The organism is Bacillus sp. Bvel1, from assembly GCF_014872755.1.
In the GTDB taxonomy this organism is placed as follows: Bacteria; Bacillota; Bacilli; order Bacillales; family Bacillaceae; genus Bacillus; species Bacillus velezensis.
The window spans coordinates 446,818-472,456 of record NZ_JAAOBZ010000006.1; the positions used below are offsets into that span (position 1 = coordinate 446,818).

Below are 25,639 nucleotides of genomic sequence, written 5' to 3' on the forward strand. Positions count from 1 at the left end.
TCTGCCTGGAGGCACGAAATCATGTATAGTACGTCTTATTGGCTTGTCATAATTGAGACAAATGAAATCGATTTCTCTTTTTCTTCCTTTGCGAATCCCTACTAAATTAGCTATGATTATGAGTAGTTATAGGGAGGAACTGAGGTGAAACCAGTGCTTAGCCTTTTGTTTAAATTGGGAAAAAAGAAGCAAACGCTTGAAACATCTGTTGAAAAAATACAAAAAGGCGACAAAGATCTGCAGAACGATTTAATACAGCAATATAAGCCTTTTATCGCGAAGACGGTTTCATCCGTTTGTAAACGATATATAGATGAAAAAGACGACGAATTCAGCATCGGGCTGATCGCGTTTAACGAAGCTATTGAAAAGTATTCGGCTGAAAAAGGTAATTCGCTGCTTGCATTTGCAGAGCTGATTATAAAAAGAAAAGTGATAGACTATATCAGAAAAGAAGCAAGAACCGCTCAGCATATCAATATGGATGTGCAGGAGGGCGACGACCAGGAATCTTCGCAGAGCCTTATCGAAGCGGAGCTTTCCATTGATGAATACCGCAAACAGATAGAACAGGAACAGCGCCGGGAAGAAATTCTTTTTTTTCAGAAGCAGCTGAAAGAATACGGCCTGTCTTTTAAAGAGCTGCTGGAACAATCGCCGAAGCATACTGATGCGAGGCAGAATGCGATTAAGGTAGCCTACACGCTTGTTGAAAATGAAGAGCTGGCGTCCATTTTGCACCAGAAAAAACAGCTTCCTGTCAAACAGCTTGAGCAGCTCGTGTCGGTCAGCAGAAAAACGATCGAACGGAACCGAAAATATATCATCGCCATGAGTATTATTATTACCGGTGATTATATTTATTTAAAAGATTATCTTAAAGGGGTGTTGCACTCATGAGAAGAGGGATCATAGTAGAGAAAAATAAAAAATTCGTCACGTTGCTAACCCCTGACGGACAATTTTTAAAAACAAAAAATGATCACCGCACTTGTGAAATCGGAGAGGAAATTACGTTCGAAGGCGAAACGCGTATGGGAAGAAGGGCCAGCTTTTTTGATTTTCTGAAACTGCGCCCTTTTAAATTGGGAGTGTTTACGATGACTGCTATTATTTTGTTTATTTTAATTTTGCTCCCGGTTTTTTCTGATAACAAAGCTTACGCGTATATGACGCTTGACATTAATCCCAGCATTGAAATGGCTTTAAACAGCAAATATGAAGTCATTGAACTGACACCGCTGAACCATGACGCCAAACAGGTCATCAGTGACATCGGAGATTGGAAAAGCAGCGATTTTAAGGAAGTCATCAATAATATTATTACCGATTGCAGCAAGCATGGATATGTAAAGGAATCAAAAGAGATTTTAATTTCCACGGTTTATGAAAATACAGATGACAATACATATAAAAAAGGCGTTAAAAAACAGCTGGCTGACATGACTGAAAAATATAAGGGCACCTACCAGGTCCAATCTCTTGAATCTGATATGGAAACAAGAGAAAAAGCAAAACAGGAAGGGATGTCAACAGGCAGCTACATAAGAAGAAACGAAAAGAAAACAGAAGAAAAACAGTCTGAAAAGCAAACCGACGGCAATGAAACAGATCAAAAAGATACCGAAACAGACGCTGATCAAGGCAAGCAGCCGGACACAGAAAAGCCGGCGGCTGATGAAAAGACAGCTCCTGATGAAGAAAAGGCAGCAGAGAAGCCGGAAAACAATGAAACAACGCCCGGCACGGAAGAAGCGAAGCCGGACAGTCAGGACGGCAGTCAGCAAACCGACAAAAATGCAGCTTCCGGATCAGAAGAAAACACACAGAAGGAACAAGATGGGGAAACAGAGCAGCCCCCAACACAAAATCCTCAGGAAAACGGAAATGACAAAGAGCCTAAGCAAAAGTATTACAATCATTACTGGAATCAGCGGAATCATGATCGCAATGAACATTGGGACTCCTATCGGCATCATGAAGATTCATCAGACCGCAGGAATCCGAACGGCTACCGGCACGGAAAGGAGAATGCCGATAAATATCAAAATTCGCCGAGAAGTCCCGGCGAATAAGCTGCATTATTGATTTTTCCCGTTTAATTGTGATTGAGCCTGCTGTACAAGACGTTTTGTCATTTCCCCGCCTACAGAGCCGTTTGCGCGTGCTGCTGTATCAGAGCTAAGGTTCACGCCGAATTCTTGAGCCACTTCGTATTTAAATTGGTCAAGTGCCTGCTCAGCCCCTGGAACTAAGAGTTTATTTCTGCTCGCCATCTTTTTCATCTCCTTTTCTCTGGCAAGATGTGTTTACGCATTTTAGTTTCAAACGGAACGGTATTGATTATGCTGGCAATTGTTGTACAGCAAAAAACCCCGGCGCAGACACCGGGGCGAAGAAGCGTTATGAATTATAATAAATGGCTGGTCATTTTGTAGGCTGAGGCTTGAATATGGAAAGTCAAAACGGAGAGCACCGTGACGGCGATGATGGATCTGATATCGTTCCATTGTCCGCTTCCGAGTTCTTTAAAGCAGCCTTTGAGCTTGTCCGTCTGCTCTTCGACGAGCTCCTGCAGGCTCGTTTCCTTCATCGGCGGGTTTGCCTTATGATGAAGATAATCAATCACTTGAGCGCAGCTTTCATAGTAGCTGATCGGGCTGATGACGTCGTCTGATCTGTCTGTGATCGTGTTAAAAGCGATTTTTAATATGCCGCGTATATGTTCGAAGTCATAAATTGATTTTAAATCACGTACAATGAGAAGGATGACAGCTTGTTCAATTGTATATTTTTTGCCGAGTAAGGGGTGGCCGATTAAATCTTTAATATCGCGCTTCACCCAGTTTTGGACGGCGGTTGATTTTAAAGACGTCAGCTCGCACAGATTTCCCAGCTCGACAATCTCGTTAGTTGAAAGCCCGTATTCCTTTTTCTCTTTTTTTCGTTCGAATCTCGTCAGAAATTCAGGGATATGCAGACGGCTTTCCGCTTCATCCAATGTCATTTCCGCTGATTGCAATAAGATTTGGAGAGGAGTTGCGTCTCCTTGGCCTTTTAACGCGTAAAGAAGCCGGACCATATCAGTTCGGGTCAGTTTAAACGTGTTCATGGTTCACCTCTGATTGATTACGTGTTCACTTTCTGATATCACTGAGAATTACATTTACATCATACGTCGAAATTGTTGCATTTTCAAACAGATCATTTATAATTTAATTAAATAAGTTCTTTTGATCTTAAAAAAGACGGAGGTAATTATGGCGAAAAGAATATTTCTGTTTATTTTAACGAACCTTTTGGTCATTACGACAATCGGAATTGTGCTTACGATTATTACAAGCGTTACCGGTGTCGGCTCGTATATACAAAATGGCCGCATTGATCTGATGGCATTGCTCGTGTTCAGTCTTGTCGTCGGTTTTGTCGGTTCTTTTATTTCTCTCGGAATGTCCAGATGGATGGCCAAAACGATGATGGGCGTCCGGGTGTTAAATCCGAAGAAACAGTCACTCAGCTATGAAGAACAGCAATTGGTTGACCGTGTGCACAGATTGTCCCGTGCCGCAGGGATGACGAAAATGCCTGAAGTCGGCATTTATCAGTCCCCGGAGGTCAATGCTTTTGCGACCGGACCTTCTAAGCGCCGTTCGCTTGTCGCGGTTTCTTCAGGTTTATTGCAGCAGATGGATGATGCTGCGGTGGAAGGGGTTCTTGCCCATGAAGTCGCACACATCACAAACGGTGATATGGTCACGATGACGCTGCTGCAGGGAATCGTCAATACGTTCGTCGTATTCCTTTCCCGAATCGCGGCATGGGTTGCAAGCCGCTTTGTCAAAGAAGACCTCGCACCGGTCGTGCATTTTATCGCGATGATCGTGTTTCAGATTATCTTTTCCATTCTCGGCAGTCTTGTCGTCTTCGCCTACTCGCGCCACAGAGAGTTTCACGCTGACCGCGGCGGTGCAGACCTTGCCGGCAAGGATAAAATGATTCACGCCCTGCGTACGCTGAAGTCTTATACAGGACATGTGAATGAAGAAGACCAGACGGCGGTGCAGACGTTAAAAATTAACGGCAAAAAGCATTCGTCACTGTTCTCCACACACCCTGATCTCGATGAGCGCATCCGCAGGCTGGAAGCAAAATAATAAACAAAACCTCTGACAATCGTTTCAGAGGTTTTTTGTTTAAAGATCGGCAAATTACATAAGGTAATGAAAAATCTTTCTAAAAAGGCCTTTAAAAATTCTCCCAATATCATTAGAATAATTACGTACTACATTTGAGAGGCAGAAGGAACTATCTTATGAAATTAAAACTGAAGAAATTCATACAGATCTTGTCGCCTGCACAGCTGATTGCATTATATTATTTTCTTGCTGTGACGGTGGCATTTATTTTGCTAAGTCTGCCGGCCGCCCACAAACAAGGGGCCAGCTGGTCGTTTATAGACGCGCTGTTTACGGCTGTCAGCTCAGTCAGTGTCACCGGTTTAACGGTCGTCAACACGGCTGATACATTCAGCACGGCCGGGATTGTCATTTTGGCTTTCGTGCTTCAATTCGGCGGAATCGGCATTATGACGCTCGGAACATTCGTCTGGCTCATTATGGGCAAACGGATCGGTCTGCGGGAACGGAAGCTCATTATGGTGGATCAGAATCAATCGCAGTTTTCCGGTATCGTCAACCTGATGAAGCAAGTGCTGTTTTTGATTTTATTAATCGAGTTTTTAGGCGGCATCATCTTAGGAACATATTTTTTAACGTACTATGATTCGTTTGAACAGGCGTACTTGCACGGATTCTTTGCGAGCGTCAGCGCCACGACAAACGGCGGCTTTGATATTACGGGAAATTCACTCGTCCCGTTCAGACATGACTATTTCGTGCAGTTTATTACGATGCTTCTGATTATTTTCGGCGCGATCGGTTTTCCGGTGCTCGTAGAAGTAAAAGACTTTTTGTTTTCAAAACAGCGCAGATACTCATTCACGCTGTTTACGAAAATTACGACCGTTACGTTCGGAATGCTCGTTTTGTTCGGAGCCGTGGGCATTTACGCGCTTGAAGCAAGCCATGTTATGAAGGGGAAAAGCTGGCATGATGTTTTATTTTTATGTCTCTTTCAATCAACTGCTACGCGAAGCGGCGGGCTTGCGACAATTGATATCAGCCAGCTGTCGGCGCCGACATTATTTTTCATCTGCGCCCTCATGTTTATCGGCGCATCACCGAGCTCGGTCGGCGGCGGAATCCGTACGACGACGTTTGCGCTTAACCTTCTTGCCCTGTTTCATTTTGCCAGAGGGAATAAAGCGGTCAAGGTCTTTAAACGCGAGCTTCATCAGGCTGATGTCATGAAGTCGCTGGTCGTTACGATGATGGCAATTCTGCTCGTGTTCGGGTCGACGCTGATTCTTTCCGTGACGGAGACAAATCAGACGCTCCTCGGACTGCTTTTTGAAGTGTGTTCCGCTTTCGGAACGACCGGCCTGTCGCTCGGGATTACTCCGCATTTAAGCGATATCGGAAAATGTGTGATCATGATTGTGATGTTTATCGGCCGGATCGGCATTTTGACTTTCCTTTATTTGATCGGCCGAAAAGAAATCGAAGCAAATTATCATTATCCGAAGGAAAGGATGATTATCGGCTGACACCGCTTTTCAGAAAGCGGTGTTTTTTTATTGCCGTAAAATGGATGAGTGGAAACAGTTTCTTTGGAGATTCTACTTGTAAAGAGGTGACGTCATTGTTTGCCGTATTTTGGAAGTCGGTAGTTATGATAGCGGTCGGTACCTTTTTATTGCGGATTGCCGGACGGAAATCCATCAGCCAGCTGTCGGTGACCCAGACAGTCATCATGATTTCGATCGGCTCGATTATTATTCAGCCGTTTATTGAACATAATTTATGGGAAACCATTTTCGCGGCGGCGATTTTTATTGCGGTACTGATTCTGATGGAATATTTAGAAATCAAATCAAGCTTTTTTGAGTTTTTATTTTCAGGAAAAACCGTCGCCGTTGTCAGAAACGGAAAAATCATCCCGGAAAACTTAAAAAAAATGCGTTTTACCGAAGACCAGCTGTCAATGAGGATCAGGCAGGAAGGCCTCGGAGACATTCAAGATTTTAAATATGTGCTGCTTGAGCCGAACGGACAGATCGGCTATGAACTCATTGATGAGGCCAAAAACGTGACAGTGCGCGACTTAAAAAAAATGCTTAATGAATTCAAAACAGATTTGCTTACAGAAGGAGGAAATCAAATGAAACGCAAAGCAGCAAAGAATGAAGCTTTAACCAACAACAATACACCGACTGAGAGCATGGACAAAGATGCATACAAAACACAATATGACGGTGATCCCGGACTGAGAGGCGCAAACCGCAAATCAAAACACGGCAAACAAGGAGGCGAGTAATATGACGAAAAAAAACCGCCACAGCAAAGACATGCAAAACCATAAAAAGCCGATGGACCCTAAATTGCTTGAAGAAGAGTTTTCAAGCGAGCTCGGTGATTATAACGCCGGAAAATGGATTGAAACGCTTGAACAGACGAAGCCGAAGAAAAAAGAAGACGGCAAAAAATAAAAAATACCTCTTAAGCGGCAACGCTTAAGAGGTATTTTGCATTATTTCGAATAAGCACCGTTTCTTGTTCCTTTCACCGCTTGAAGCAAGCCGGTTATCCGCAGCTCAATAAACGGCTGTGCGGCCGTTTTCACCGCATTGCTGGAGAGAATGGACGTAAGAGCGGCTGTTAACATTAAGAGCATGACTAAATTCTGATAATCAGACAAGTGATCTTCAAGCCCGATCTGCCGCAGCGTTTTTATAATGAATCCATGCAGCAGATACACGTAAAACGTTCTCGTACCCCATTTCGTAAAGAAATAACGCTTTTGCGGAACGAGCGCCAAAAAGCTGAAAGTGGCGGCAAAGGCCAAAACATACCAGCCGATGCGTGACAGACCGCTCAACAGCGATACTGTGCCGAATGTAGAATAAGGCTCTGATCCGAACAGCCACGAGTAATCAAAATCAATGCACCAGCATAAGAGGAAAACAATCCCCAGTACGCCCGCGGCAATCTGCCTGCCTCTTTTAGCCCGAAGCAAATCAAAGTGCCGTTTCTTTAAATAAAACCCGACGAGAAACATCGGAAGAAAGACAAACGTCCGTGAAAGACTCAGCGTGCTGCTGATGAAATCGAGATACCCGATCATGACGGCAAGCCCGCAGCTCGCCCCAAGCGCCCACATTTTCGGCAGCTTCGTAAAGGGATAAAGCAGCAGATTCCAAAAGAATAAGCTGACTAAAAACCAGAGAGACCACTGCGGATCAATCGGATTGACGCTTGCCATGCTTTCATCCTGAATCAAATAGTAAAAAACCGAGTAAATGCCCTGAAAAATCAGGTACGGAATAATCAGCTTCACAGCCAGCTTCTTCACATAACCTTTCCGCTTAAAGTTTTTTGCGAAATAGCCGGAAACCAGGATAAAGGCCGGCATATGAAAAGTATAAATGAATTTGTAGAGATGGAGCATAAACTCATTTCCGTTAATAAATGACCGGAGGATATGGCCGAACACCACCAGAAAAATCAAGATAAACTTGGCGTTGTCAAAGTAACTGTCTCGCGATTTTGTCATAGCATCACCTTCTCTTCAAAAATCATCCACTGCATGATTATTTCCTGTTGGTGTTCATTTTAAAATAAAAAACAAAAAATTGAAGGAGGACAAAAGGGATTGTTAGGATGATGTAACGGGGAGGTAAGGATCGTAGAAAAAGACTTTAACTTGTCATATCATTGAAATTTTCTGAAATGTATAGGGCGAATGAAGGAAGATGAGGTATTTTGTAGAAATATTGAAGGATAGGTTTTTGAAGAAGGAGTGTACTGAATGGCTGAAACTCTGGATTTGCAAACAAACGAGTCGCTGAAAGAGCAGCTGAAGCGGATGAAAGAGGAAAATGACCGCCTGAAGAGTGATTTAAACCGGTATCATGTGATTATGAATAACACGCTTGATGCCATTTTTATATGCCGTAAGGAAATGAAAATCGTCCAGGCGAACGAGGCTGCGGCCCGGATGATGCAGATTGAGGCAGAGAGCCTTATTAACCGCTCCGTCCTGGACTTTTTATATTCCGTGCCTCAGGAAGAACTGAATAAGGCCGTGAAAAAGTTTTTAAAAAAAGGCCATCTGTGGAAAGAGGTGCCGATTAAGCTTGACAGCGGCGCGACGAAATACATTGAATTCCTCGCCAGAGACGGAATTGGGGAGGATTATTTTTTTGTGGTGATGAGGGACATCTCCTCTAAAAAAATATTAGAGCGCGAATTCTCCATGAACGAGCAGCTGTTTAAAGATTTGTTTGACAGGGCTGTCGACGGCATCGTGCTGTTTGATAAGGACGGCGGGTTTATTGATGCGAACCTCTCTTTTTGCAAAAGCTTTGAGATCGGCCAGAATGAATTGTCGCATCTGTCGCTCCGCCATTTTACCGACGGCGAAAACAAAAAGCATCTGAAAGAAATCTGGGAAACCCTCCGCAGAAAAGGAAATGCCAAAGGAGAACTGCCCGTCAAGCTTCGGTCCGGCGAAGAGAAGCTGTTTGAATTTACGATTACGTCCAACTTAATCAGCGGGTTCTACATGTCCATTATGAGAGATATAACAGAGAAACGGTTGATGGAATTGAAACTCTTTAAAAGCGAAGAGCGATTCCGCGAAATTTTTGAAAACGCGATGGACGCGATTGTCATTTGGTCTGATGACGGAAAGATTGCCAAAGCAAACGAATCGGCGTGCCGCATTTTCGAACTGCCGATGGATAAGCTGCTGGAGACGAATTTATGTACGTTTATCGTTGATCCGCAGAAAAAATACAAGCAGATTAAGAAGAAATATGAAAAATACGGGGAAATTCGTGAAGAAATGCTGTTTCAGATGGCAAACGGCCAATACAAAGAGCTTGAGTTCACATCAAAACGAACCATACTTGAAGGTCAGCATTTAACCATTTTAAGAAATGTCAGCGATCGTAAGCGGATGGAAAAAGAATTGCGGGAAAGCGAGCTGAAATTCAGAAAAGTATTCAACGGCTCAATGGACGGCAAGGTCTTATTTGACAACCAATTCCGCATTATTGACGCGAATCCTCTCGCAAGCCGTATACTGGGCATGCCGGATGAGGAGCTGAGAGCGTACACCGTTCCGGATATTCTTTCTTTATTTGATATTGAAAACGCGGGTGTTCCCGCCAGAAAGATTGATTTAGAAGGAATGGATAATGAAATCCCCTTCCTGTTAAGCAGCAGTGACAGCCGCAAACTGGAATTCTCCTTCAAAAGAAATATCATTCAAAATATGAATCTGGCCATCTTTAAAGATGTCACAGAGGCCAAAGAGCTTGAAGAGAGGCTGCGGAAATCCGACACTCTTCATGTTGTAGGGGAGCTGGCGGCGGGCATCGCCCACGAAATCAGAAACCCGATGACAGCGCTGAAAGGGTTCATTCAGCTTCTTCAAGGAAGCATTGAAGGCGAATATTCCCTGTACTTTAACGTCATTACCTCAGAATTAAAACGCATCGAGTCTATCATCACTGAATTTTTAATTTTAGCGAAACCTCAGGCGATATTATATGAAGAAAAAGACGTGACGCAGATTCTGAAAGACACGGCTGATCTTTTGAATGCCCAGGCCAATCTTGTCAATGTGCAGATTCATCTGAACCTGACCGGAAACATCCCGCCGATTTACTGTGAACCGAATCAATTAAAACAGGTGTTTATCAATATTTTAAAAAACGCCATTGAAGTCATGCCGGGCGGCGGCAATATCTACGTGACCATCCAGCCTTCTGATCAAGACCACATTTTGATTTCTTTTCAAGATGAAGGAACAGGCATTTCCGAAGACAAACTAAAACGTCTGGGCGAGCCATTTTACACGACAAAAGACAGGGGAACGGGCCTCGGTCTGATGGTCAGCTATAAAATCATCGAAGAACATCAGGGACGCATTCATGTGGAAAGTGAAGAAGGGAAGGGCACGGTTTTTCATTTGACGCTTCCGATCCGGCAGAATACCGAAGAAAGAAGGAGCGGGGAATGATCTGTTTTACAAGTGTAAAAGCGCCGTTTGGAACCGTTATCGTAACAGAGGAAGAGGGCTTTATTACCGGCCTGTTTCTCACCGGGGAAGATTTTGAGGAATGGCGGAAAGACGCGCCCGGCGTAAAGCCGTGCGAAACCGCTTTGCTGTCGGAGGCGAAACAGCAGCTGGCATCCTATTTTTCAGGAGAAAGAAAGCAATTCTCTCTGCCTTTGAGACAAAAAGGCACACCCTTTCAGGAAAGGGTATGGAACGCGCTGACGATGATTCCTTACGGGGAATCCCGAAGCTACGGCGATATGGCCGAAGCGATCGGAAAACCGAAAGCGGTGCGCGCCATCGGACAAGCCAATAAACGAAACCGGCTGCCGATTTTTGTCCCGTGCCATCGGGTAATCGGCAAAAACAGCGCCTTAACGGGATACGCGGGCACGAAGACGGATGTAAAAGCGGTGCTGCTGAACATCGAACAAATATCCTATAAAGAAAAATAAAACATATGGCACGTTCCGTTTTTTCGCGTCCGACATATCATTTTATTAAGTGAAAAAAGTTGGTCTGGTGAAAAAGGAGGACGAAGCCTGATGAAAATGAGCCGTCCGCAAAAGATAGCCGGTTATGCAGAGCTGTTTTTTAAAATGCATCTCATTACAGCCGCCCAAAAAGATGAAGTGATTACATTGTGCAGACAAAAAAACCGCTGACATTGCCCGAGGCAACATCATCAGCGGTTTTTCAGCTCAGCTGACAGTCGGCGAATAATTGTTCAATTTCTTCCGTGTAAGAACCGGTCACAATTCCTTTCTCGGTGATAATGCCTGAAATCAGGCTGCCCGGTGTGATGTCAAAGGCCGGATTGAAGACCGGCACATCTTCGGGAGCGGTGCGTATGCCTGAGATCTGTCTGACTTCATCCGGATCTCTTTCTTCAATCGGAATCTGATCGCCGTTTTCAATCTGCAAGTCAAAGGTCGAAAGCGGTGCGGCCACAAAAAACGGGATCTGAAAGGCGTTTGCCAAAATAGCGAGGCCGTAAGTTCCGATTTTGTTGGCCGTATCTCCGTTTTTAGCAATTCTGTCAGCGCCGACAATGACTGCTGATATATGTTTTTCCTTCATTGTATGGGCGGCCATGCTGTCCGTAATGAGTGTGACATCAATTCCGCCCTGCATCAGCTCCCACGCCGTCAGCCGGGATCCTTGGAGAACGGGTCTTGTTTCACATGCGTAGATATGAAGGCCGAGGTCTTTTTGTTTCGCTAAGTAAAAGGGAGCAAGCGCCGTACCGTACCGGCTTGTAGCAATCGAGCCCGCATTGCAGATGGTCATGATCTGGTCGCCTTTTTTAAAAAGGTGCAGCGCATTTTGGCCGATCATTCGGCAGGTTTCTTCATCCTCAATCTGAATTTGAATAGCTTCATGAACGAGCGTTGTCTTCGCTTCATTGATTGAGATTGCATCCCTGATGGAATCCGTCAGTCTGTCAAGCGCCCACGCGAGGTTGACGGCAGTGGGCCTCGAACTGTTTAAATACGCTTTGACATCCGCGAACTGACGTCGGAAATCTGAAAGATCGCGGGCTTCAAATGACTTGGCGGAGAGCGCGAGTCCGAATGCCGCGGTTATACCGATGGCCGGGGCGCCCCTTACTTTCAGCGTGACAATCGCGTCGAATACATCTTCCTTTGTTTCAAGTTCCACATACTCAGTGACGTCGGGAAGTTTTTGCTGATTTAAAATGCGGATGTAGGTTTCTTTCCATTCCACAGAACGGGGGATGGCAAATTCATTGGTCATGCTGCATCATTCCTTTACACGGAGCTTAAATTGGTCCAGAACCTCGATGATATGCTTCAGTTCTTTTCTGTTTTCGATATAATAGGCGCCGATCTCAAGCGCCAGCTTCTTCCGTTCGATTCGTTTGTCAAACGGAGTGATTTCATCTAAGTCAGCCACATGGGCGAGTCCGATCGTGCGCCGGATCAATTCGCATCCCGCAAAACCGACCGCTTCTTCAAACGCGTTTTTCAGTGTGTCTTCCAGCAGGTGTCTGCGGGAAGGCAGGCAGTCTTTCTCCCATGCTTCACTGAATGTTTTCACAAATGTATCCCATACGGCGGCAGTATGGTCATATAACGGCTGTCTGTCGTCACCGTCGCGGCTGAGGGCGTTTAACAGCAGATTGGCGATAAATTGGCCGATGTCAAACCCGATCGGTCCGAAGAAAGCAAACTCGGGATCAATCACCTTTGTTTCATGTTCATCGGCGAAGATGCTTCCCGTGTGCAGATCGCCGTGAACCAATGTTTCCGCGGAATTCAGAAAGATGGCTTTCAATTCGTCAGCGCCTTCTTTCAGCCGGGAATTGTTCCAAACTTTTTCTGCGTACGGGCGCAGCTCCTCCTCAAAATCGTTTGTCTCATGGTCGAGAAACGGTTCTGTAAACACAAGCCTTTCTGTAATATTGCAAAGCTCAGGATTTGTAAACTGCTTTGCGAGCTGCTGCTTTACTTTCGCATCAAGCGCATAATCGGATGAGTAAAAAAGCGTTTTCCCTAAAAATTCACCGATATGAACCGATAAGTTCGGATAATGCTGCCCTTCCAGCAGCCCTTTTCTTGAAATCTGCAAATGTGAGAGGTCTTCCATTACCGTGACGGCCATTTCAGTATCGGAATAGTAAACGGCCGGAACGAGGTGCGGCACGTGTTCGCCCTGGCGGATGAGGGCGCTGCTTTCGATTCTCGCCCGATCAATTGTAAGCGGCCAGCTTTCACCGACGACTTTCGCGTAAGGAATCGCCTGTTTGATAATCAGTCCTTTTTGGTTTTCTTTATCGTAAACATGAAAGACGTAATTTAAATTGCCGTCGCCGATTTCACGGCATGTCAGAGTGCTTTTGCTTTGGAATAAGCCGAGCTTGACAGCTAACGCGGCGGCGGAGCTTTCTGTTAATTGTTCATAAAGACTTGTTTTGGTTGCTGACATGGATTTACCCTCCAATTATGTAGTGGCAGTAAGAGATCGTGACGGAGAATACGCCCGAAAAAAAGCCTCCTTCTCTGAAAGAGAAGGAGGCTGAAACAGTGCAGTCCGCCTCTTATCTCTCAGATAACATCTGATGGAATTAGCACCGTGCCTTATGAGACAATCGTCTCGGCGCAAAATGTACGCGCCCCATTTCACAATGGAATTACGGTCGGTTGCTGTTGGGGTCAAAAGGCCAATTCCCTCGCCCAACTCTCGATAAGAGAAAATATATTGATTTGTATCACAATTCGGATTAATCAGTTGATGAAAATATTAGCAGGTGCCGGATATTCTTGTCAACATTTTTTTGAAAATTAATATAAATCACGCCGCAAGTCTTGGAAAACCGGAATGGTTCTGCGGACGGCCGCGCTTTCTGACACATCGATTTCCGCCCGGACTGCGCCTTCCGTCCGGTCTCCTTCGGCTAAAATCCGGCCCCACGGGTCAATAATCAGGCTGTGGCCGGCAAATTCATTATCGGGATTGGACCCCGTGCAGTTAGAGGCTGCGACAAAACATTGGTTTTCAATTGCTCTGGCGATAAGCAGGCTTCGCCAATGATCAAGGCGGGGCAGAGGCCATTCCGCAGAGATAAACAGGACATTCGCGCCCTGGGACGTATGCTTTCTGATCCATTCGGGGAAACGGATATCATAGCAGATCAGCCCGGCGCACTTGACACCGTCGAGCTCAAAGGAACCGTCGCTGTTTCCCGCTGACAAGTAAAGGTGTTCATCCATCAGCTGAAACAGATGGGCTTTCTGATACCGCTTCACGATCTGTCCGCTGTTATCGGCGATGTACATGGTGTTATAGACATTTTCGCCTTCTTTGACCGCAAAAGATCCGGCAACGAGGTGTACGTTGTATGTTTTTGCCGTTTCTTTAAGCCATTGTTCCGAAACTTTGCCGTTTTCATCCGCCAGCTGGTCTAGCCGTGTGAGATCATAGCCGGTTGTCCACAACTCAGGAAGCACGATTACATCCGCATGGCGGCTTTCTTGCTCAATCAAAGATTCCGCTTTTTTAAAATTTTCTGAAGGATTTCCGTATGAAATATCAAATTGCAAACAGGAAACGGTCCATTTCATTTTTTAACACCTCAAGTTTCTCTTTACTTTTTTTATTTAACCATATATGATGATGGACTATCATTTCAAGACATTTTTAGAAGGTGAAAAATATGAACTTTGAAATCTCAGATGTACTCAAACAGCTGCCGGAACAATTTTTCGCATCATTGGTGCAAAAAGTGAATCAAAAGCTGAAAGAAGGCAGAGACGTCATCAATTTAGGGCAGGGAAACCCTGATCAGCCGACGCCTCAGCATATCGTTGAAGAAATGAAGCGCGCCGTCGAAAGGCCGGAAAATCATAAATACTCATCATTCCGGGGCGCTTACAGCTTCAAAAAAGCAGCCGCTGCATTTTATGAAAGGGAGTACGGGGTCACGCTTGATCCGGAAACGGAAGTCGCCGTGCTGTTCGGAGGCAAGGCGGGACTTGTTGAGCTTCCGCAATGTCTTTTAAACCCGGGAGATACCATTCTGGTGCCTGATCCCGGATATCCTGATTACTGGTCGGGCGTCGCCCTTGCGAAAGCGAAAATGAAAATGATGCCGCTGACGGAAGAAAGAGGGTTTCTCCCTGATTACAGCGTAATTCCTGAAAAGGTGCGGAGCGAGGCGAAGCTGCTTTATCTCAATTATCCGAATAATCCGACCGGCGCTGTGGCGACAGAGGCGTTTTTTGAGGAGACGGTCGGTTTTGCGGAACAAAACGGTATTTGTGTCGTTCACGATTTCGCGTACGGAGCCGTCGGCTTTGACGGGCATAAACCGCTGAGCTTTTTGCAGACGGAAGGCGCAAAGGAGACGGGAATCGAAATCTATACCTTGTCCAAAACGTATAATATGGCGGGCTGGCGGGTCGGATTTGCCGTCGGCAACGCTTCTGTCATCGAAGCGATCAATCTTTATCAGGATCATATGTTTGTCAGCCTGTTTCCCGCGGCGCAGCAGGCGTCGGCAGCCGCTCTTTTAGAGGATCAGGCATGCGTCGCAGCGCAAAATGACAGATATGAATCGAGGCGCAATGCATGGATTGAAGCCTGCCGCGGTATCGGCTGGGATGTGACGGCTCCGGCTGGCTCCTTTTTTGCATGGCTCCCTGTGCCCGACGGTTATACGTCACAGTCGTTTTCAGATCTGCTGCTCGAGAAAGCGGATGTCGCCGTCGCTGCCGGAAACGGGTTCGGAAAATGGGGGGAAGGCTATATAAGAGTCGGTCTTCTGACAAGTGAAGAAAGACTTAAAGAAGCTGCGGAACGGATCGGGAAACTGAATCTTTTCACCCGAAAAAGCATTGACATATCTGGATAACAATGCGATAATTCAAAATACTTTATAAAATCATTTTTCTTATCAAGAGCAGGCAGAGGGACGAGCCCGATGAAGCCCGGCAACCGACTGATAAAGCACGGTGCTAATTCTTGCAGCAGGAGCTGAGAGATAAGATTCGGACATAACACGAAGCCTCTTTCTGCTCATAGGGAAGAGGTTTTTTTATGTTTTGTGAAAGAAAGAGAGGCGTTCACGCATGAGCGAAGTATTGGCAACATATCTTCTGACAGACACAACGGACAGTGAAAAGCGGGCGGAACAGATTGCGGCGGGGCTGACGGTAGGCTCCTGGACTGACCTGCCCCTGGTGAAGCAGGAACAGCTCAGAAAACATAAAGGCCGGGTCGTAAAAGTTGAGGAGAAAGAAGGAACCTCAGAAAACGAAACACAATCCGTCATCACTATCGCCTATCCCGAGGCGAACTTTTCAAGAGATATTCCGGCCGTCCTGACGACGGTATTCGGAAAGCTGTCACTGGACGGAAAAATAAAATTGACTGATCTTGAATTTTCCGAAGGGTTTAAACGCTCCCTTCCCGGGCCGAAATTCGGTATATACGGCATCCGCAAACTGCTGGGCGAATTTGAAAGACCGCTTCTGATGAGCATATTTAAAGGCGTGATCGGACGGAATCTCGCCGACATTAAAGAACAGCTCAGACAGCAGGCGCTCGGAGGCGTGGATCTGATTAAAGATGACGAAATTTTCTTTGAAAATGAACTGGCTCCGTTTGAAACCCGCATTATCGAAGGAAAACAAGTCCTGAAGGAAACCCGGGAGGAGATGGGGCATAAAACGCTGTATGCCGTAAACCTTACGGGAAGGACCGCTGAACTGCGGGATAAAGCGAGGCGCGCGGCAGAACTCGGGGCGGACGCGCTTTTATTGAATGTGTTCGCTTACGGTTTAGATGTGATGCAGAGCCTTGCAGAAGACAGGGAAATCCCGCTTCCGATCATGGCGCATCCGGCAGTCAGCGGCGCGTTCACTTCATCTCCCGTTTACGGCTTGTCGCATGCGCTTTTGCTCGGCAAGCTGAACCGCTATTGCGGCGCTGATTTCAGTTTATTTCCGTCACCTTACGGATCCGTTGCTCTTCCGAAGGAGTCCGCGCTTGCAATCCATGATGAATGTGTAAAAGACGATGTCTTTCATCCGTCGTTTGCTGTCCCGTCGGCAGGCATTCATCCCGGTATGGTGCCATTGTTGATGCGCGATTTCGGCATCGATCACATTATCAATGCCGGCGGAGGCATTCACGGCCATCCGAAAGGAGCCGAGGGCGGCGGAAGAGCGTTCCGCGCCATCATTGATGCGGTGCTTGAAGCGCAGCCGATTGAAGAAAAAGCCGCGTCGTGCAAAGATCTTCAGCTCGCATTAGACAAATGGGGAAGGGTGGAAGCCGTATGACCCGCACACCGCTGATTATTTGTGATTTCGACGGAACGGTCACGATGAACGACAACATTGTCAGCATGATGAAAGAATTCGCGCCCCCTGAGTGGCTTGAATTAAAAGACGGTGTTCTGTCTAAAAGCCTATCAATCCAAGAAGGAGTCGGCCGGATGTTCGGATTGCTGCCGAGCAGCTTAAAAGAAGAACTGACCGGCTTTATTCTGAAGGATGCGAAAATACGGGACGGCTTTTTGGATTTTGTCTCGTTTGTCCGGTCAAACGGCCTCCCGTTTTATATCGTAAGCGGAGGAATGGACTTTTTTGTGCATCCGCTTTTGGAAGGGATCGTAGAAAAGGAGCGGATTTTCTGCAATCATGCATCCTTTGACAATGAATATATTCATATAGACTGGCCGCACGCCTGTGACGGAGGCTGCACCAATCAATGCGGCTGCTGCAAACCGTCAGTCATCCGGAAGCTGTCCGATCAGCAGAAATTTCTCATTATGATCGGTGATTCGGTCACGGATGTCGAGGCTGCAAAGTTATCCGATATGTGTTTTGCGAGAGATTATCTTTTGACTGAATGCAAAGAACTCGGCCTCCGGCATCTGCCTTTTCAAGATTTTCATGAGGTGAAAACAGGCATTGAAAACATCGGGGAGGTGCAGGCATGGCTGCAAAAGAAGAACGCTGGCGCGAACTTGCCGAGGTAAAGCGCGAGCTGGCCGAAAGAGACTGGTTCCCGGCAACGAGCGGGAATCTTTCCATCAAAGTATCCGACGCGCCGCTGACTTTCCTCGTTACGGCGAGCGGAAAAGACAAACGAAAAGAAACAGACGAAGATTTTCTCTTAATCGATGAGAATGGGAAGCCCGCTGAGACCGGCCATTCTTTAAAACCTTCAGCGGAAACGCTTCTCCATACTTACTTATACCAAAAGACAGACGCCGGCTGCTGTCTGCATGTCCATACCGTCAATAATAATGTCATCTCAGAGCTTTACGGGGATGAAAAACAAATCACGTTTCAGGGGCAGGAGATGATTAAGGCGCTCGGATTATGGGAGGAAAACGCGTCCGTGACCGTTCCGATCATTGACAATCCGGCGCACATCCCGGCATTGGCCGAAAACTTCGCGCACCATGCGGACGCCGGCTCAGGCGCGGTGTTAATCCGTAATCACGGCATTACGGCATGGGGGCGGACCGCATTTGAAGCGAAAAGGGTGCTGGAAGCCTATGAATTTTTATTCAGCTGCCACCTCAAGCTTCTGTCACTGCGGCCGCAGCTTGTAAAATAAAAGGAGGAACGGAAAATGGCGACCATCAGAATTCATGACGAAAAGAATACGCTCATTGAAAATCAGGAAGAAGTAGCGCGCTTTTTAGACGAACAAGAGGTGATCTATGAGCAGTGGAACATTGAAAAACTTCCGTCTGAGCTTTCGGAGAAATACAATCTGACAGAAGATGAAAAAGAACGGATTCTCGCGGCGTTTGACACGGAGATTCAGGACATTTCAGCCCGGCGCGGATATCAGTCTCAGGATGTCATTTCTTTATCAGATACCACGCCGAATCTTGATCAATTATTAAAAAATTTCCAAAGAGAACATCACCACACGGATGATGAAGTCCGCTTTATCGTCAGCGGACACGGCATCTTCGTCATTCAAGGCAAAGACGGCACATTTTTCGACGTCCGTTTAAATCCGGGAGATTTGATTTCAGTTCCGGAGAACATCCGCCACTACTTTACGCTTCAGGAAGACCGCCGGGTCGTCGCAATCCGAATTTTCGTGGCGACTGAGGGCTGGGTGCCGATTTACGAAAATGAAAGTGTGCAAAACTGATAGACGCCCGAACCTCTCATGCCCCCGCCGGCATGAGAGGTTTTTTATTGTAATATAAAGTCAGCTGTGGCTGTTTTTTAAATCTTGAATATGCCGCATTCTGTTTATATCATTACCTGAATGGGTATTATTCTCGTATTCATGCTAAAGATTCCAATATGAAATGAAAAAATAAGTTATTTAGTAAAAAAATGTTTACAAATAAAGTATAATCTGTAATAATGCTCAATAACCCAATCAAACTTGTTTCCTATTCTTTTAGCGGTGAGGGGTGAAGTGAATGGGCAGTTATTCTGAACAAGAAAAATTGCTTGTATCTATTGATAAAAAAAGAAAAATGATGATAGATGCGGCTAACAGACAAGGGTTTACCGGATATGACACGATCAGGCACAGCCAGGAACTGGACTGTCTGATGAACGCGTATCAGCAGCTGGTAAACCGTGATCGCACACATCACCAAGGAATACAGGGCCTTGTGAAGAAAATAGGCTTGTTCTCCCGCGGTGACGTCATGCCTGCATATGAAGCAAACAAATGATTGATGATAAAACAGATAACGAAGACTGAATGCGCTTCCTGATCAAGCGCCGCATCCGAAAGATGACCGCGTACAGTCAGCAGATTTTTCCGCTGGCACGGCTCACGAAGCGCCTCGTACTATCTGCCGGCTATGATGCCGTTCCTCTGGTATATCCTCTTACACATATTCTTCTTTAAATAAAAAACACCCCGACCCAGGGTGTTTTTTTCATCGTGAAGCGGCAGGGAGGGTAATGGTGACCTCTGTGCCCTTATCGACTTCGCTTTGAATGTCAATCGAACCGCCGTACATCAGCATGATTCGTTTACATACGACAAGCCCGAGGCCGGTGCCTTTTTCCTTTGACGTTACAAACGGAAGAAAAATGTGTTCAAGCATATCTTCAGAAATGCCCATTCCGTTGTCGGCCACCTTAATGACTGCTTTATGGTCGCGGGCTTCTAAATAGATGGACAGCCGGCCGCCTTCCTGCATGGATTCCAGCGCGTTTTTTGCGACATTTAAAATCACCTGTTTAATATGGTCTTTCGTGCAGTTGACCTTGAGCGGCCGATTGACGAGAATCTCCACATTCACTTCCACATTATACAGATTCCCTTCAGAATAAATAATCGGCATAATCTCATCAAGAATATCCTGCAGCGAGTTCACTTCCAACCGTTCAGCAGTGGGTTTACCGAGCACTAAAAACTCACTGACAATCTGATTGATCCGTTTAATCTCCTGCTCAATAATTGAGAAATACAGCTGATCTTCCTCCGATTTGTATTTTTTCTGCAAAAGCTGAATGAAGCCGCTGATCCCTGTAAGCGGGTTGCGGATTTCATGGGCGGTGCTGGCGGCAAGCGTTCCGATCAGCTCCAATTTCTGCGCTTCATTTTGAGCGCGCTCCAGCTGGGTCTTGCGCTTAAGCAGATAATATTGGACGAGGATGAACAGAATATTCAGCAGCACGGCAATACTGGACATCGGCAGCAGCACGCTTTTGGTCAGCTCGTTCAGCTCAACCGGTTTCGGATAAACATTGATATTCCAATTAATATCATCCAGATAGCCGCTGACCGGTTTCACCCCTTCTGATTGATCAGCCCGTCCGCTGGCAAATATCACTTTATTCTGATTGGTTGCCTTGACATAAACGTCAGGGCTCAGCATATTGATCATATTTCTCAAATAATCGACTTGAATGGCGGCTACTAAATAATCCGTGACTTCCCGTTTTGCGTCTAACACCGGCACGCAGATCGTGAAGATGCGCTGGCCTGTAATTCTGCTGGAGTAGTCATTTGTGATAACCGTTTTTTTCGTCTTTTTCGCCTTCGTAAAATACGGTCGGTCGGCCAAATTCACCTTTGATTTCAGATCAGTCGTGCTTGCGATGACATCACCTTTGGAATTCAGCATATACAGACCGCTGAATCTGGGTTCATCCTCAAAAGCCTGATCGAGAATATCAATGATCTTTTCTTCATTGACAGGCTTATCGACAGCGATCGCAAGTGTTGTCATCCGGGCTTTTGTTTCACCGATTAAATAATTGAGCTTATTGCGGTGAAGGTTGAGCATCATACTGGCTTCCTGTATGTGTTTATCGGCTATTTTCTGCTTTTCTTTTTCATAAATGAAAAAGCTGATAATAAGTGCCGGGATGATCACCAATATGAGATAAAGTTTGATCTTTCCCCGGGCACCTTTAAATGTATTCACTCTGCATCGCTCCAACATTACACTTGAATAGAGGTATTATATCATTTTTATACTTCTTTAATAAGAAAAAATAACCAAAATGATAGAAAAACAAATTATTTTATTAAGGCCAGACAAAAAGAAGAGAAATTTTGGAAACATTTTTGTTGACATTTTTCATTTTGTTTATTAATGTTTCTCTGTAACGGTTTCTTTTGTAAAAGGATGATTGAATGTATGACGGATAAAACAGAAAACTCATTGAAATTATTTATTGTACTGTCACGTGCGTACCGATCTATTAACGACCATATGAATAAACATATTCATAAGCACGGTCTGAACCCGACGGAATTTGCGGTGCTTGAGCTGCTGTACCACAAAGGCAACCAGCCGCTTCAGCAGATCGGCGACAAAATTTTATTAGCGAGCGGAAGTATTACATACGTTGTTGACAAATTAGAGAAAAAAGAACTTCTCATCAGAAAAGCCTCGCCGACTGACAGAAGAGTGACTTTCGCACAAATTTCCGAAAAGGGAATCCGTCTTTTGGACGATATTTTCCCTGATCATGCTGAAGAAATTAAAGAAATGATCAGTGTGCTGAGTGATGAAGAGATAGAAATGTGTACGGAAATGCTGAAAAGAGTGGGGTTAAACGCTAAACATTTTCATCAGAAATAAAAAAGGAAGCCGTTTGAAAGGCTTCCTTTTTTATATTACTGATTTTGGTCAGTCGCGGCGTTTCTAGGCTGTATCAATACCTCGACGCGCCTGTTTTTGCTGCGCCCTTCAGCGGTTTTGTTCGACACGGCCGGTTTATACTCTCCGAAACCTTTGGCGCTGAATACTTTTGCGTCAAGTTTCGGGTTTTCCGTGAGAATAGCCATGAAGTTGACGGCCCGCATGACGCTTAAATGCCAGTTAGATTGATATTGTGAGTTTTTAATCGGCACATTGTCCGTATGTCCGCTGATGATAATGTTCCTCGGCGGATTCAGCACAAGGAGATTCGAGATTTCCTTGGCAAGCGGAATATCTTCCTGACGGATATCCGCCCGTCCGGAATCAAAAAAGATACTGTCTTTAATGGTAATTAAGAGTCCTTCTTTAGTCAGCTTTGTTTCCAGCTGAGTTTCAAGCTTTTTGTTTTTTATAAATTGATTGACTTGCTTTTGCACGCCTTCAAGTTCTTCGCGGTCGGCTGCTTCTCTTTCTTTCTTTTTCTGTTCTTTATCTTTTTCCTTGTCTTTTTTTAACTGATCAACGCCGTCTTTTTCGTTTTCAGGAGGGGTGACGCTTGAATATTCAAGAACACCCGTGCCTCCGGTAAACACGGCGTTAAATGATTTAGACAGCATTTGGAATTTCGCCGCATCGACCGAGCTCATGGCGAACAATACAATGAACAGAGCCAAAAGAAGGGTGAGCAAATCCGCGTACGGAATCAGCCAAGACTCATCCACATGCTCGTCATCATGCTTCTTCTTCTTTTTTCTCGCCATTGTTTGCCTCTCCTTCTTGTTCAGCGACTTTTGCGCGTTCATTCGCAGGAAGATACATGAGAAGTTTTTGTTCGATCACTTTCGGGGCCTGTCCTTCAAGCACTGACAGAACGCCTTCGATCATGATTTCACGCAGTTTGACTTCCTGCTTTGATTTGCGTTTCAGTTTGTTGGCGAAGGGATGCCATAGTACATATCCTGTGAAAATCCCGAGAAGGGTGGCGACAAACGCCGCACTGATGGCATGTCCGAGCGCCTCGGTATTGTTCATGTTGGAAAGAGCGGCGATAAGGCCGATGACCGCACCCAAAACGCCGAGTGTCGGCGCATATGTGCCGGCTTGTGTAAAGATGGCTGCGCCGGCCTGGTGTCTGTCTTCCATCGCTTCAACTTCTTCAGTCATAATATCTCTGATAAATTCTGCGCTTTGTCCGTCAACCGCCATGCTCAGGCCGTTTTTTAAAAATGCGTCATCCACGTCTTCAATGCTTGCTTCCAATGCGAGCAGACCTTCACGTCTGGCGATTTGCGCCCATTGAGAGAACATAGGAATTAGTTGCGCAATTGTCAGCTGTTTGTTTTCTTTAAACAGCACTTTAAAAAGGGCAGGCACTTTTTTGATTTCTTTTCCGGGGAATGCGATGATCACCGCAGAAATCGTACCGAACAAAATAATCAGAATAGCTGCCGGGTTAGCGAGTGCGCTTAAGCTGACCCCTTTCAGCACCATGCCCACGCTTAAAGCAATCACTGCGAGGATGATACCGATAATCGATGTTTTATCCATAGTTTTCACCAAATCCTTTATACTAGCTTTCTATGGTTAATATCGGTGGCAGTGCATGGAACTTTAGGGTGATTGAAAAATTGTTCCCGAATTCTTCACAGTTTCTCCCTTCCGGCATGGAGAAAGAAACAAAAAAGCGGCTCCCCGCGAGGAGGGAGCCGCTTTTTTCTTATTGTGCCCGGACTTTGATGCCGTCCTCTTCCATTACGACATGGAAGGCTTTGATTTCGTTGTCATCCAATAAGAGATCTGTCATTTCGTCCTCGATCAATTCTTGGATGGTTCTTCTGAGCGGGCGTGCTCCGAAAGCGGGGTGGTAGCCGATTTCAGCGATTTTTTCCTTCGCATCATCGGTGACGCTCAGGCTGATGCCGCGCTCTTTTAATGTGTCTTCAAGCTCTGTGAGAAGCAGGCTGACGATTTTTACGAGATGTTCTTTTTTCAGGGATTGGAATTCAATAATGCTGTCAAACCGGTTTAAAAACTCCGGTTTGAAGAACGCGCTCAGTGAATCAATCAGCGTTTGTTCTTCCATGACGCTCTCTTCAGATTGGAATCCGACTTTCACCTGTTTTTCGCCGGTTCCAGCGTTGCTTGTCATAATCAAAACGGTATCTTTAAAGCTGACCGTTCTGCCCTGGCTGTCTGTCAGACGGCCGTCCTCCATAATCTGCAGAAACATATGCTGGACATCAGGGTGGGCTTTTTCAATCTCATCGAGCAGCACGATGCTGTACGGATTGCGGCGCACTTTTTCCGTTAATTGACCGGCTTCATCGTGTCCGACATATCCCGGCGGTGAACCGATAATTTTTGATACGGCGTGTTTTTCCATGTATTCACTCATATCGAGACGGATAATGGAATCTTTTGTACCGAACAGTTCATCTGCGAGTGTCTTTGATAACTCGGTTTTTCCGACTCCGGTCGGTCCGACAAAGAGGAAGGAGCCGACAGGTCTGTTTTTGGATTTTAAACCGGCGCGGCTTCGTCTGACTGCTTTCGTCACTTTTTTCACGGCTTTTTCCTGACCGATGACACGCTGATGAAGATGCTCTTCAAGTTCCTTCATTTTGACTTGTTCATCAGCCTGGAGTTTTCCGACCGGAATGCCTGTTTTTTGTTCAATGATGGCTTGAATATGCTCCGCGCCGATTTCAGGTGAAGAGGCCGGTGTTTCATGCGCCAGCTGCTTTTCCAAAGCCGCTTCTTCATCACGCAGTTTCGCGGCAAGCTCATAATTTTCTTCCTGAAGCGCTTTTGTTTTCTCCGCGTCAATTGCATTGAGTCTCTCAGCCGCATCTTCTTCATTTACGGTATCAAGTTCCAGGTTCGCCTTAGAGCCGGCTTCATCTAATAAGTCGATCGCTTTATCCGGCAGGTGGCGGTCCTGAATGTAACGGGATGAAAGCGTAACACAGGCGTTTATCGCTTCATTGCTGAATGTGACGCCGTGGTATTTCTCGTATTTATCTTTAATGCCTTCAAGAATGCTGATGGCTTGTTCTATTGTAGGCTCGTGAACCATGACAGGCTGGAAGCGTCTTTCAAGCGCCGCATCTTTTTCAATCTGGCGGTACTCTTTCAGCGTTGTCGCCCCGATGACCTGCAGCTCGCCTCTGGCAAGCGCCGGTTTCAGGATGTTCCCGGCATCCATTGATCCCTCGGCAGAGCCGGCGCCTACAAGAAGGTGAATCTCATCAATGAACAAGATGACATTTTTCCGTTCTTTTAATTCGTTCATTAATTGTTTCATTCTTTCTTCAAACTGGCCTCTGATCCCTGTATTGGCGACGAGAGAAGCGACGTCAAGCAGGTAAAGCTCTTTGTTTTTCAACTTGTTCGGCACATCGCCTTCAGCGATTTTAAGCGCGAGGCCTTCTGCAATAGCCGTTTTACCGACGCCCGGCTCACCGATCAGCACCGGATTGTTTTTATTCCGGCGGTTCAAAATTTCAATTACGCGCGCCACTTCATTATCGCGGCCGATCACAGGGTCAATCAGACCTGCTTTTGCGCCGTTTGTGACGTTTTGAGCGAGCTCGTCGAGCAGGCCTTTTTCAGGGCCGGCCTGCTGTTTATTTTGATTGGGAGCGAAACCTTGCTCAAACGGGAATCCGAATGATTGCGGCCCCATGCTCATAGACGGTTTTCGGGTTAATTCTGTATAACATGTTTCACATAAAACGAATTGTTTTTGAATGGAATTGACTTGCATGTTCAGGCGAATCGTCGCCTCGTTTTTCTGACAATGTTGACAACGCATTTGCCAAAACCTCCTCGAAA

25 protein-coding genes and 2 riboswitches are annotated in these 25,639 nt (G+C 45.8%); of the genes, 15 read left to right on the forward strand and 10 right to left on the reverse strand.

Annotated elements, in window-relative coordinates:
• Positions 1 to 144 precede the first annotated feature (144 nt).
• Positions 145 to 900 (forward strand): RNA polymerase sigma factor SigI, encoded by a 756-nt coding sequence (gene sigI / locus HAP68_RS06455; protein WP_003154719.1) that lies wholly within the window; start codon positions 145 to 147, stop codon positions 898 to 900.
• Entirely contained in the window at positions 897 to 2,075 is a 1,179-nt protein-coding gene (locus tag HAP68_RS06460; protein WP_024085219.1) for an anti-sigma-I factor RsgI family protein, read from the forward strand. The genes sigI and HAP68_RS06460 overlap by 4 nt, the downstream gene beginning before the upstream one ends.
• A gap of 6 nt (positions 2,076 to 2,081) precedes the next feature.
• On the opposite strand, the gene HAP68_RS06465 is transcribed toward HAP68_RS06460, so the two are convergent.
• Together HAP68_RS06465 and HAP68_RS06470 are read right to left on the reverse strand one after the other, a co-directional pair.
• On the reverse strand, positions 2,082 to 2,276 hold the full coding sequence (locus tag HAP68_RS06465) for an alpha/beta-type small acid-soluble spore protein (protein WP_003154717.1): 195 nt from the start codon (positions 2,274 to 2,276) through the stop codon (positions 2,082 to 2,084).
• Between the two features lie 134 nt (positions 2,277 to 2,410).
• Positions 2,411 to 3,112: a DUF1836 domain-containing protein gene (locus tag HAP68_RS06470; RefSeq protein ID WP_003154716.1), complete on the reverse strand. Its 702-nt coding sequence runs from the start codon at positions 3,110 to 3,112 to the stop codon at positions 2,411 to 2,413.
• A 148-nt stretch (positions 3,113 to 3,260) separates the two neighbouring features.
• Here HAP68_RS06470 and htpX point away from each other — a divergent pair, with 148 nt between their 5' ends.
• The 4 genes from htpX to HAP68_RS06490 all read left to right on the forward strand — a co-directional run bounded on the left by htpX (position 3,261) and on the right by HAP68_RS06490 (position 6,607).
• Positions 3,261 to 4,154 carry a protease HtpX gene (htpX, locus tag HAP68_RS06475; RefSeq protein WP_003154715.1) on the forward strand — a complete coding sequence of 298 codons (894 nt, stop codon included), beginning with the start codon at positions 3,261 to 3,263 and terminating at the stop codon, positions 4,152 to 4,154.
• A 158-nt stretch (positions 4,155 to 4,312) separates the two neighbouring features.
• The gene (locus HAP68_RS06480) at positions 4,313 to 5,665 is read left to right on the forward strand and encodes a TrkH family potassium uptake protein (protein ID WP_014304894.1); all 1,353 of its coding nucleotides are present in this window, start codon (positions 4,313 to 4,315) and stop codon (positions 5,663 to 5,665) included.
• 95 nt (positions 5,666 to 5,760) lie between these two features.
• Positions 5,761 to 6,435 carry a DUF421 domain-containing protein gene (locus HAP68_RS06485; protein WP_014304895.1) on the forward strand — a complete coding sequence of 225 codons (675 nt, stop codon included), beginning with the start codon at positions 5,761 to 5,763 and terminating at the stop codon, positions 6,433 to 6,435.
• Position 6,436: 1 nt separating this feature from the next.
• The gene (locus HAP68_RS06490; RefSeq protein WP_003154711.1) at positions 6,437 to 6,607 is read left to right on the forward strand and encodes a hypothetical protein; all 171 of its coding nucleotides are present in this window, start codon (positions 6,437 to 6,439) and stop codon (positions 6,605 to 6,607) included.
• A 41-nt stretch (positions 6,608 to 6,648) separates the two neighbouring features.
• On the opposite strand, the gene HAP68_RS06495 is transcribed toward HAP68_RS06490, so the two are convergent.
• A complete protein-coding gene (locus HAP68_RS06495) occupies positions 6,649 to 7,671 on the reverse strand; it encodes an acyltransferase family protein (RefSeq protein ID WP_003154708.1) in 1,023 nt (340 codons plus the stop codon).
• 255 nt (positions 7,672 to 7,926) lie between these two features.
• On the opposite strand from HAP68_RS06495, the gene HAP68_RS06500 reads away from it, so the two are divergent.
• Positions 7,927 to 10,146, forward strand: a complete 2,220-nt coding sequence (locus HAP68_RS06500) for a PAS domain-containing sensor histidine kinase (RefSeq protein WP_024085220.1) — start codon at positions 7,927 to 7,929, stop codon at positions 10,144 to 10,146.
• Positions 10,143 to 10,640 carry a methylated-DNA--[protein]-cysteine S-methyltransferase gene (locus HAP68_RS06505; protein ID WP_015388319.1) on the forward strand — a complete coding sequence of 166 codons (498 nt, stop codon included), beginning with the start codon at positions 10,143 to 10,145 and terminating at the stop codon, positions 10,638 to 10,640. The genes HAP68_RS06500 and HAP68_RS06505 overlap by 4 nt, the downstream gene beginning before the upstream one ends.
• A gap of 241 nt (positions 10,641 to 10,881) precedes the next feature.
• Here the strand turns inward: HAP68_RS06505 and mtnA are convergent, their stop codons facing one another.
• The 3 genes from mtnA to HAP68_RS06520 all read right to left on the reverse strand — a co-directional run bounded on the left by mtnA (position 10,882) and on the right by HAP68_RS06520 (position 14,270).
• Positions 10,882 to 11,943 (reverse strand): S-methyl-5-thioribose-1-phosphate isomerase, encoded by a 1,062-nt coding sequence (gene mtnA, locus HAP68_RS06510; RefSeq protein ID WP_003154704.1) that lies wholly within the window; start codon positions 11,941 to 11,943, stop codon positions 10,882 to 10,884.
• A 6-nt stretch (positions 11,944 to 11,949) separates the two neighbouring features.
• On the reverse strand, positions 11,950 to 13,134 hold the full coding sequence (gene mtnK / locus HAP68_RS06515; protein WP_024085221.1) for an S-methyl-5-thioribose kinase: 1,185 nt from the start codon (positions 13,132 to 13,134) through the stop codon (positions 11,950 to 11,952).
• Positions 13,135 to 13,243: 109 nt separating this feature from the next.
• A riboswitch (SAM riboswitch) is annotated at positions 13,244 to 13,399 on the reverse strand.
• A gap of 91 nt (positions 13,400 to 13,490) precedes the next feature.
• Positions 13,491 to 14,270 carry a carbon-nitrogen family hydrolase gene (locus HAP68_RS06520; protein WP_024085222.1) on the reverse strand — a complete coding sequence of 260 codons (780 nt, stop codon included), beginning with the start codon at positions 14,268 to 14,270 and terminating at the stop codon, positions 13,491 to 13,493.
• A 92-nt stretch (positions 14,271 to 14,362) separates the two neighbouring features.
• On the opposite strand from HAP68_RS06520, the gene HAP68_RS06525 reads away from it, so the two are divergent.
• The 6 genes from HAP68_RS06525 to spo0E all read left to right on the forward strand — a co-directional run bounded on the left by HAP68_RS06525 (position 14,363) and on the right by spo0E (position 19,372).
• Positions 14,363 to 15,559 (forward strand): pyridoxal phosphate-dependent aminotransferase, encoded by a 1,197-nt coding sequence (locus HAP68_RS06525; RefSeq protein WP_024085223.1) that lies wholly within the window; start codon positions 14,363 to 14,365, stop codon positions 15,557 to 15,559.
• A gap of 36 nt (positions 15,560 to 15,595) precedes the next feature.
• Positions 15,596 to 15,695, forward strand: a riboswitch (SAM riboswitch).
• 81 nt (positions 15,696 to 15,776) lie between these two features.
• On the forward strand, positions 15,777 to 16,991 hold the full coding sequence (mtnW, locus tag HAP68_RS06530) for a 2,3-diketo-5-methylthiopentyl-1-phosphate enolase (protein ID WP_024085224.1): 1,215 nt from the start codon (positions 15,777 to 15,779) through the stop codon (positions 16,989 to 16,991).
• Positions 16,988 to 17,692 carry a 2-hydroxy-3-keto-5-methylthiopentenyl-1-phosphate phosphatase gene (gene mtnX, locus HAP68_RS06535; protein ID WP_003154696.1) on the forward strand — a complete coding sequence of 235 codons (705 nt, stop codon included), beginning with the start codon at positions 16,988 to 16,990 and terminating at the stop codon, positions 17,690 to 17,692. Before mtnW ends, mtnX begins: the two co-directional genes overlap by 4 nt.
• On the forward strand, positions 17,650 to 18,279 hold the full coding sequence (locus HAP68_RS06540) for a methylthioribulose 1-phosphate dehydratase (protein WP_046341248.1): 630 nt from the start codon (positions 17,650 to 17,652) through the stop codon (positions 18,277 to 18,279). Before mtnX ends, HAP68_RS06540 begins: the two co-directional genes overlap by 43 nt.
• Positions 18,280 to 18,294: 15 nt before the next feature.
• The gene (locus tag HAP68_RS06545; RefSeq protein ID WP_024085226.1) at positions 18,295 to 18,831 is read left to right on the forward strand and encodes a 1,2-dihydroxy-3-keto-5-methylthiopentene dioxygenase; all 537 of its coding nucleotides are present in this window, start codon (positions 18,295 to 18,297) and stop codon (positions 18,829 to 18,831) included.
• Between the two features lie 280 nt (positions 18,832 to 19,111).
• Entirely contained in the window at positions 19,112 to 19,372 is a 261-nt protein-coding gene (gene spo0E / locus HAP68_RS06550; RefSeq protein ID WP_003154690.1) for an aspartyl-phosphate phosphatase Spo0E, read from the forward strand.
• Between the two features lie 210 nt (positions 19,373 to 19,582).
• Here the strand turns inward: spo0E and HAP68_RS06555 are convergent, their stop codons facing one another.
• Positions 19,583 to 21,100: an ATP-binding protein gene (locus tag HAP68_RS06555; RefSeq protein ID WP_046559543.1), complete on the reverse strand. Its 1,518-nt coding sequence runs from the start codon at positions 21,098 to 21,100 to the stop codon at positions 19,583 to 19,585.
• Between the two features lie 198 nt (positions 21,101 to 21,298).
• Between HAP68_RS06555 and mhqR the strand changes: the two genes are divergently transcribed.
• The gene (gene mhqR, locus HAP68_RS06560) at positions 21,299 to 21,745 is read left to right on the forward strand and encodes a MarR family transcriptional regulator MhqR (RefSeq protein WP_003154686.1); all 447 of its coding nucleotides are present in this window, start codon (positions 21,299 to 21,301) and stop codon (positions 21,743 to 21,745) included.
• Positions 21,746 to 21,780: 35 nt separating this feature from the next.
• Here mhqR and motB read toward each other — a convergent pair whose 3' ends face one another.
• The 3 genes from motB to clpE form a co-directional block, all read right to left on the reverse strand.
• Positions 21,781 to 22,566: a flagellar motor protein MotB gene (gene motB, locus HAP68_RS06565; protein ID WP_003154685.1), complete on the reverse strand. Its 786-nt coding sequence runs from the start codon at positions 22,564 to 22,566 to the stop codon at positions 21,781 to 21,783.
• Complete coding sequence (motA, locus tag HAP68_RS06570; protein WP_003154684.1) at positions 22,538 to 23,353, reverse strand: flagellar motor stator protein MotA; 816 nt, start codon at positions 23,351 to 23,353, stop codon at positions 22,538 to 22,540. Before motA ends, motB begins: the two co-directional genes overlap by 29 nt.
• Positions 23,354 to 23,522: 169 nt before the next feature.
• A complete protein-coding gene (gene clpE / locus HAP68_RS06575; RefSeq protein WP_024085227.1) occupies positions 23,523 to 25,619 on the reverse strand; it encodes an ATP-dependent protease ATP-binding subunit ClpE in 2,097 nt (698 codons plus the stop codon).
• Positions 25,620 to 25,639 lie beyond the last annotated feature (20 nt).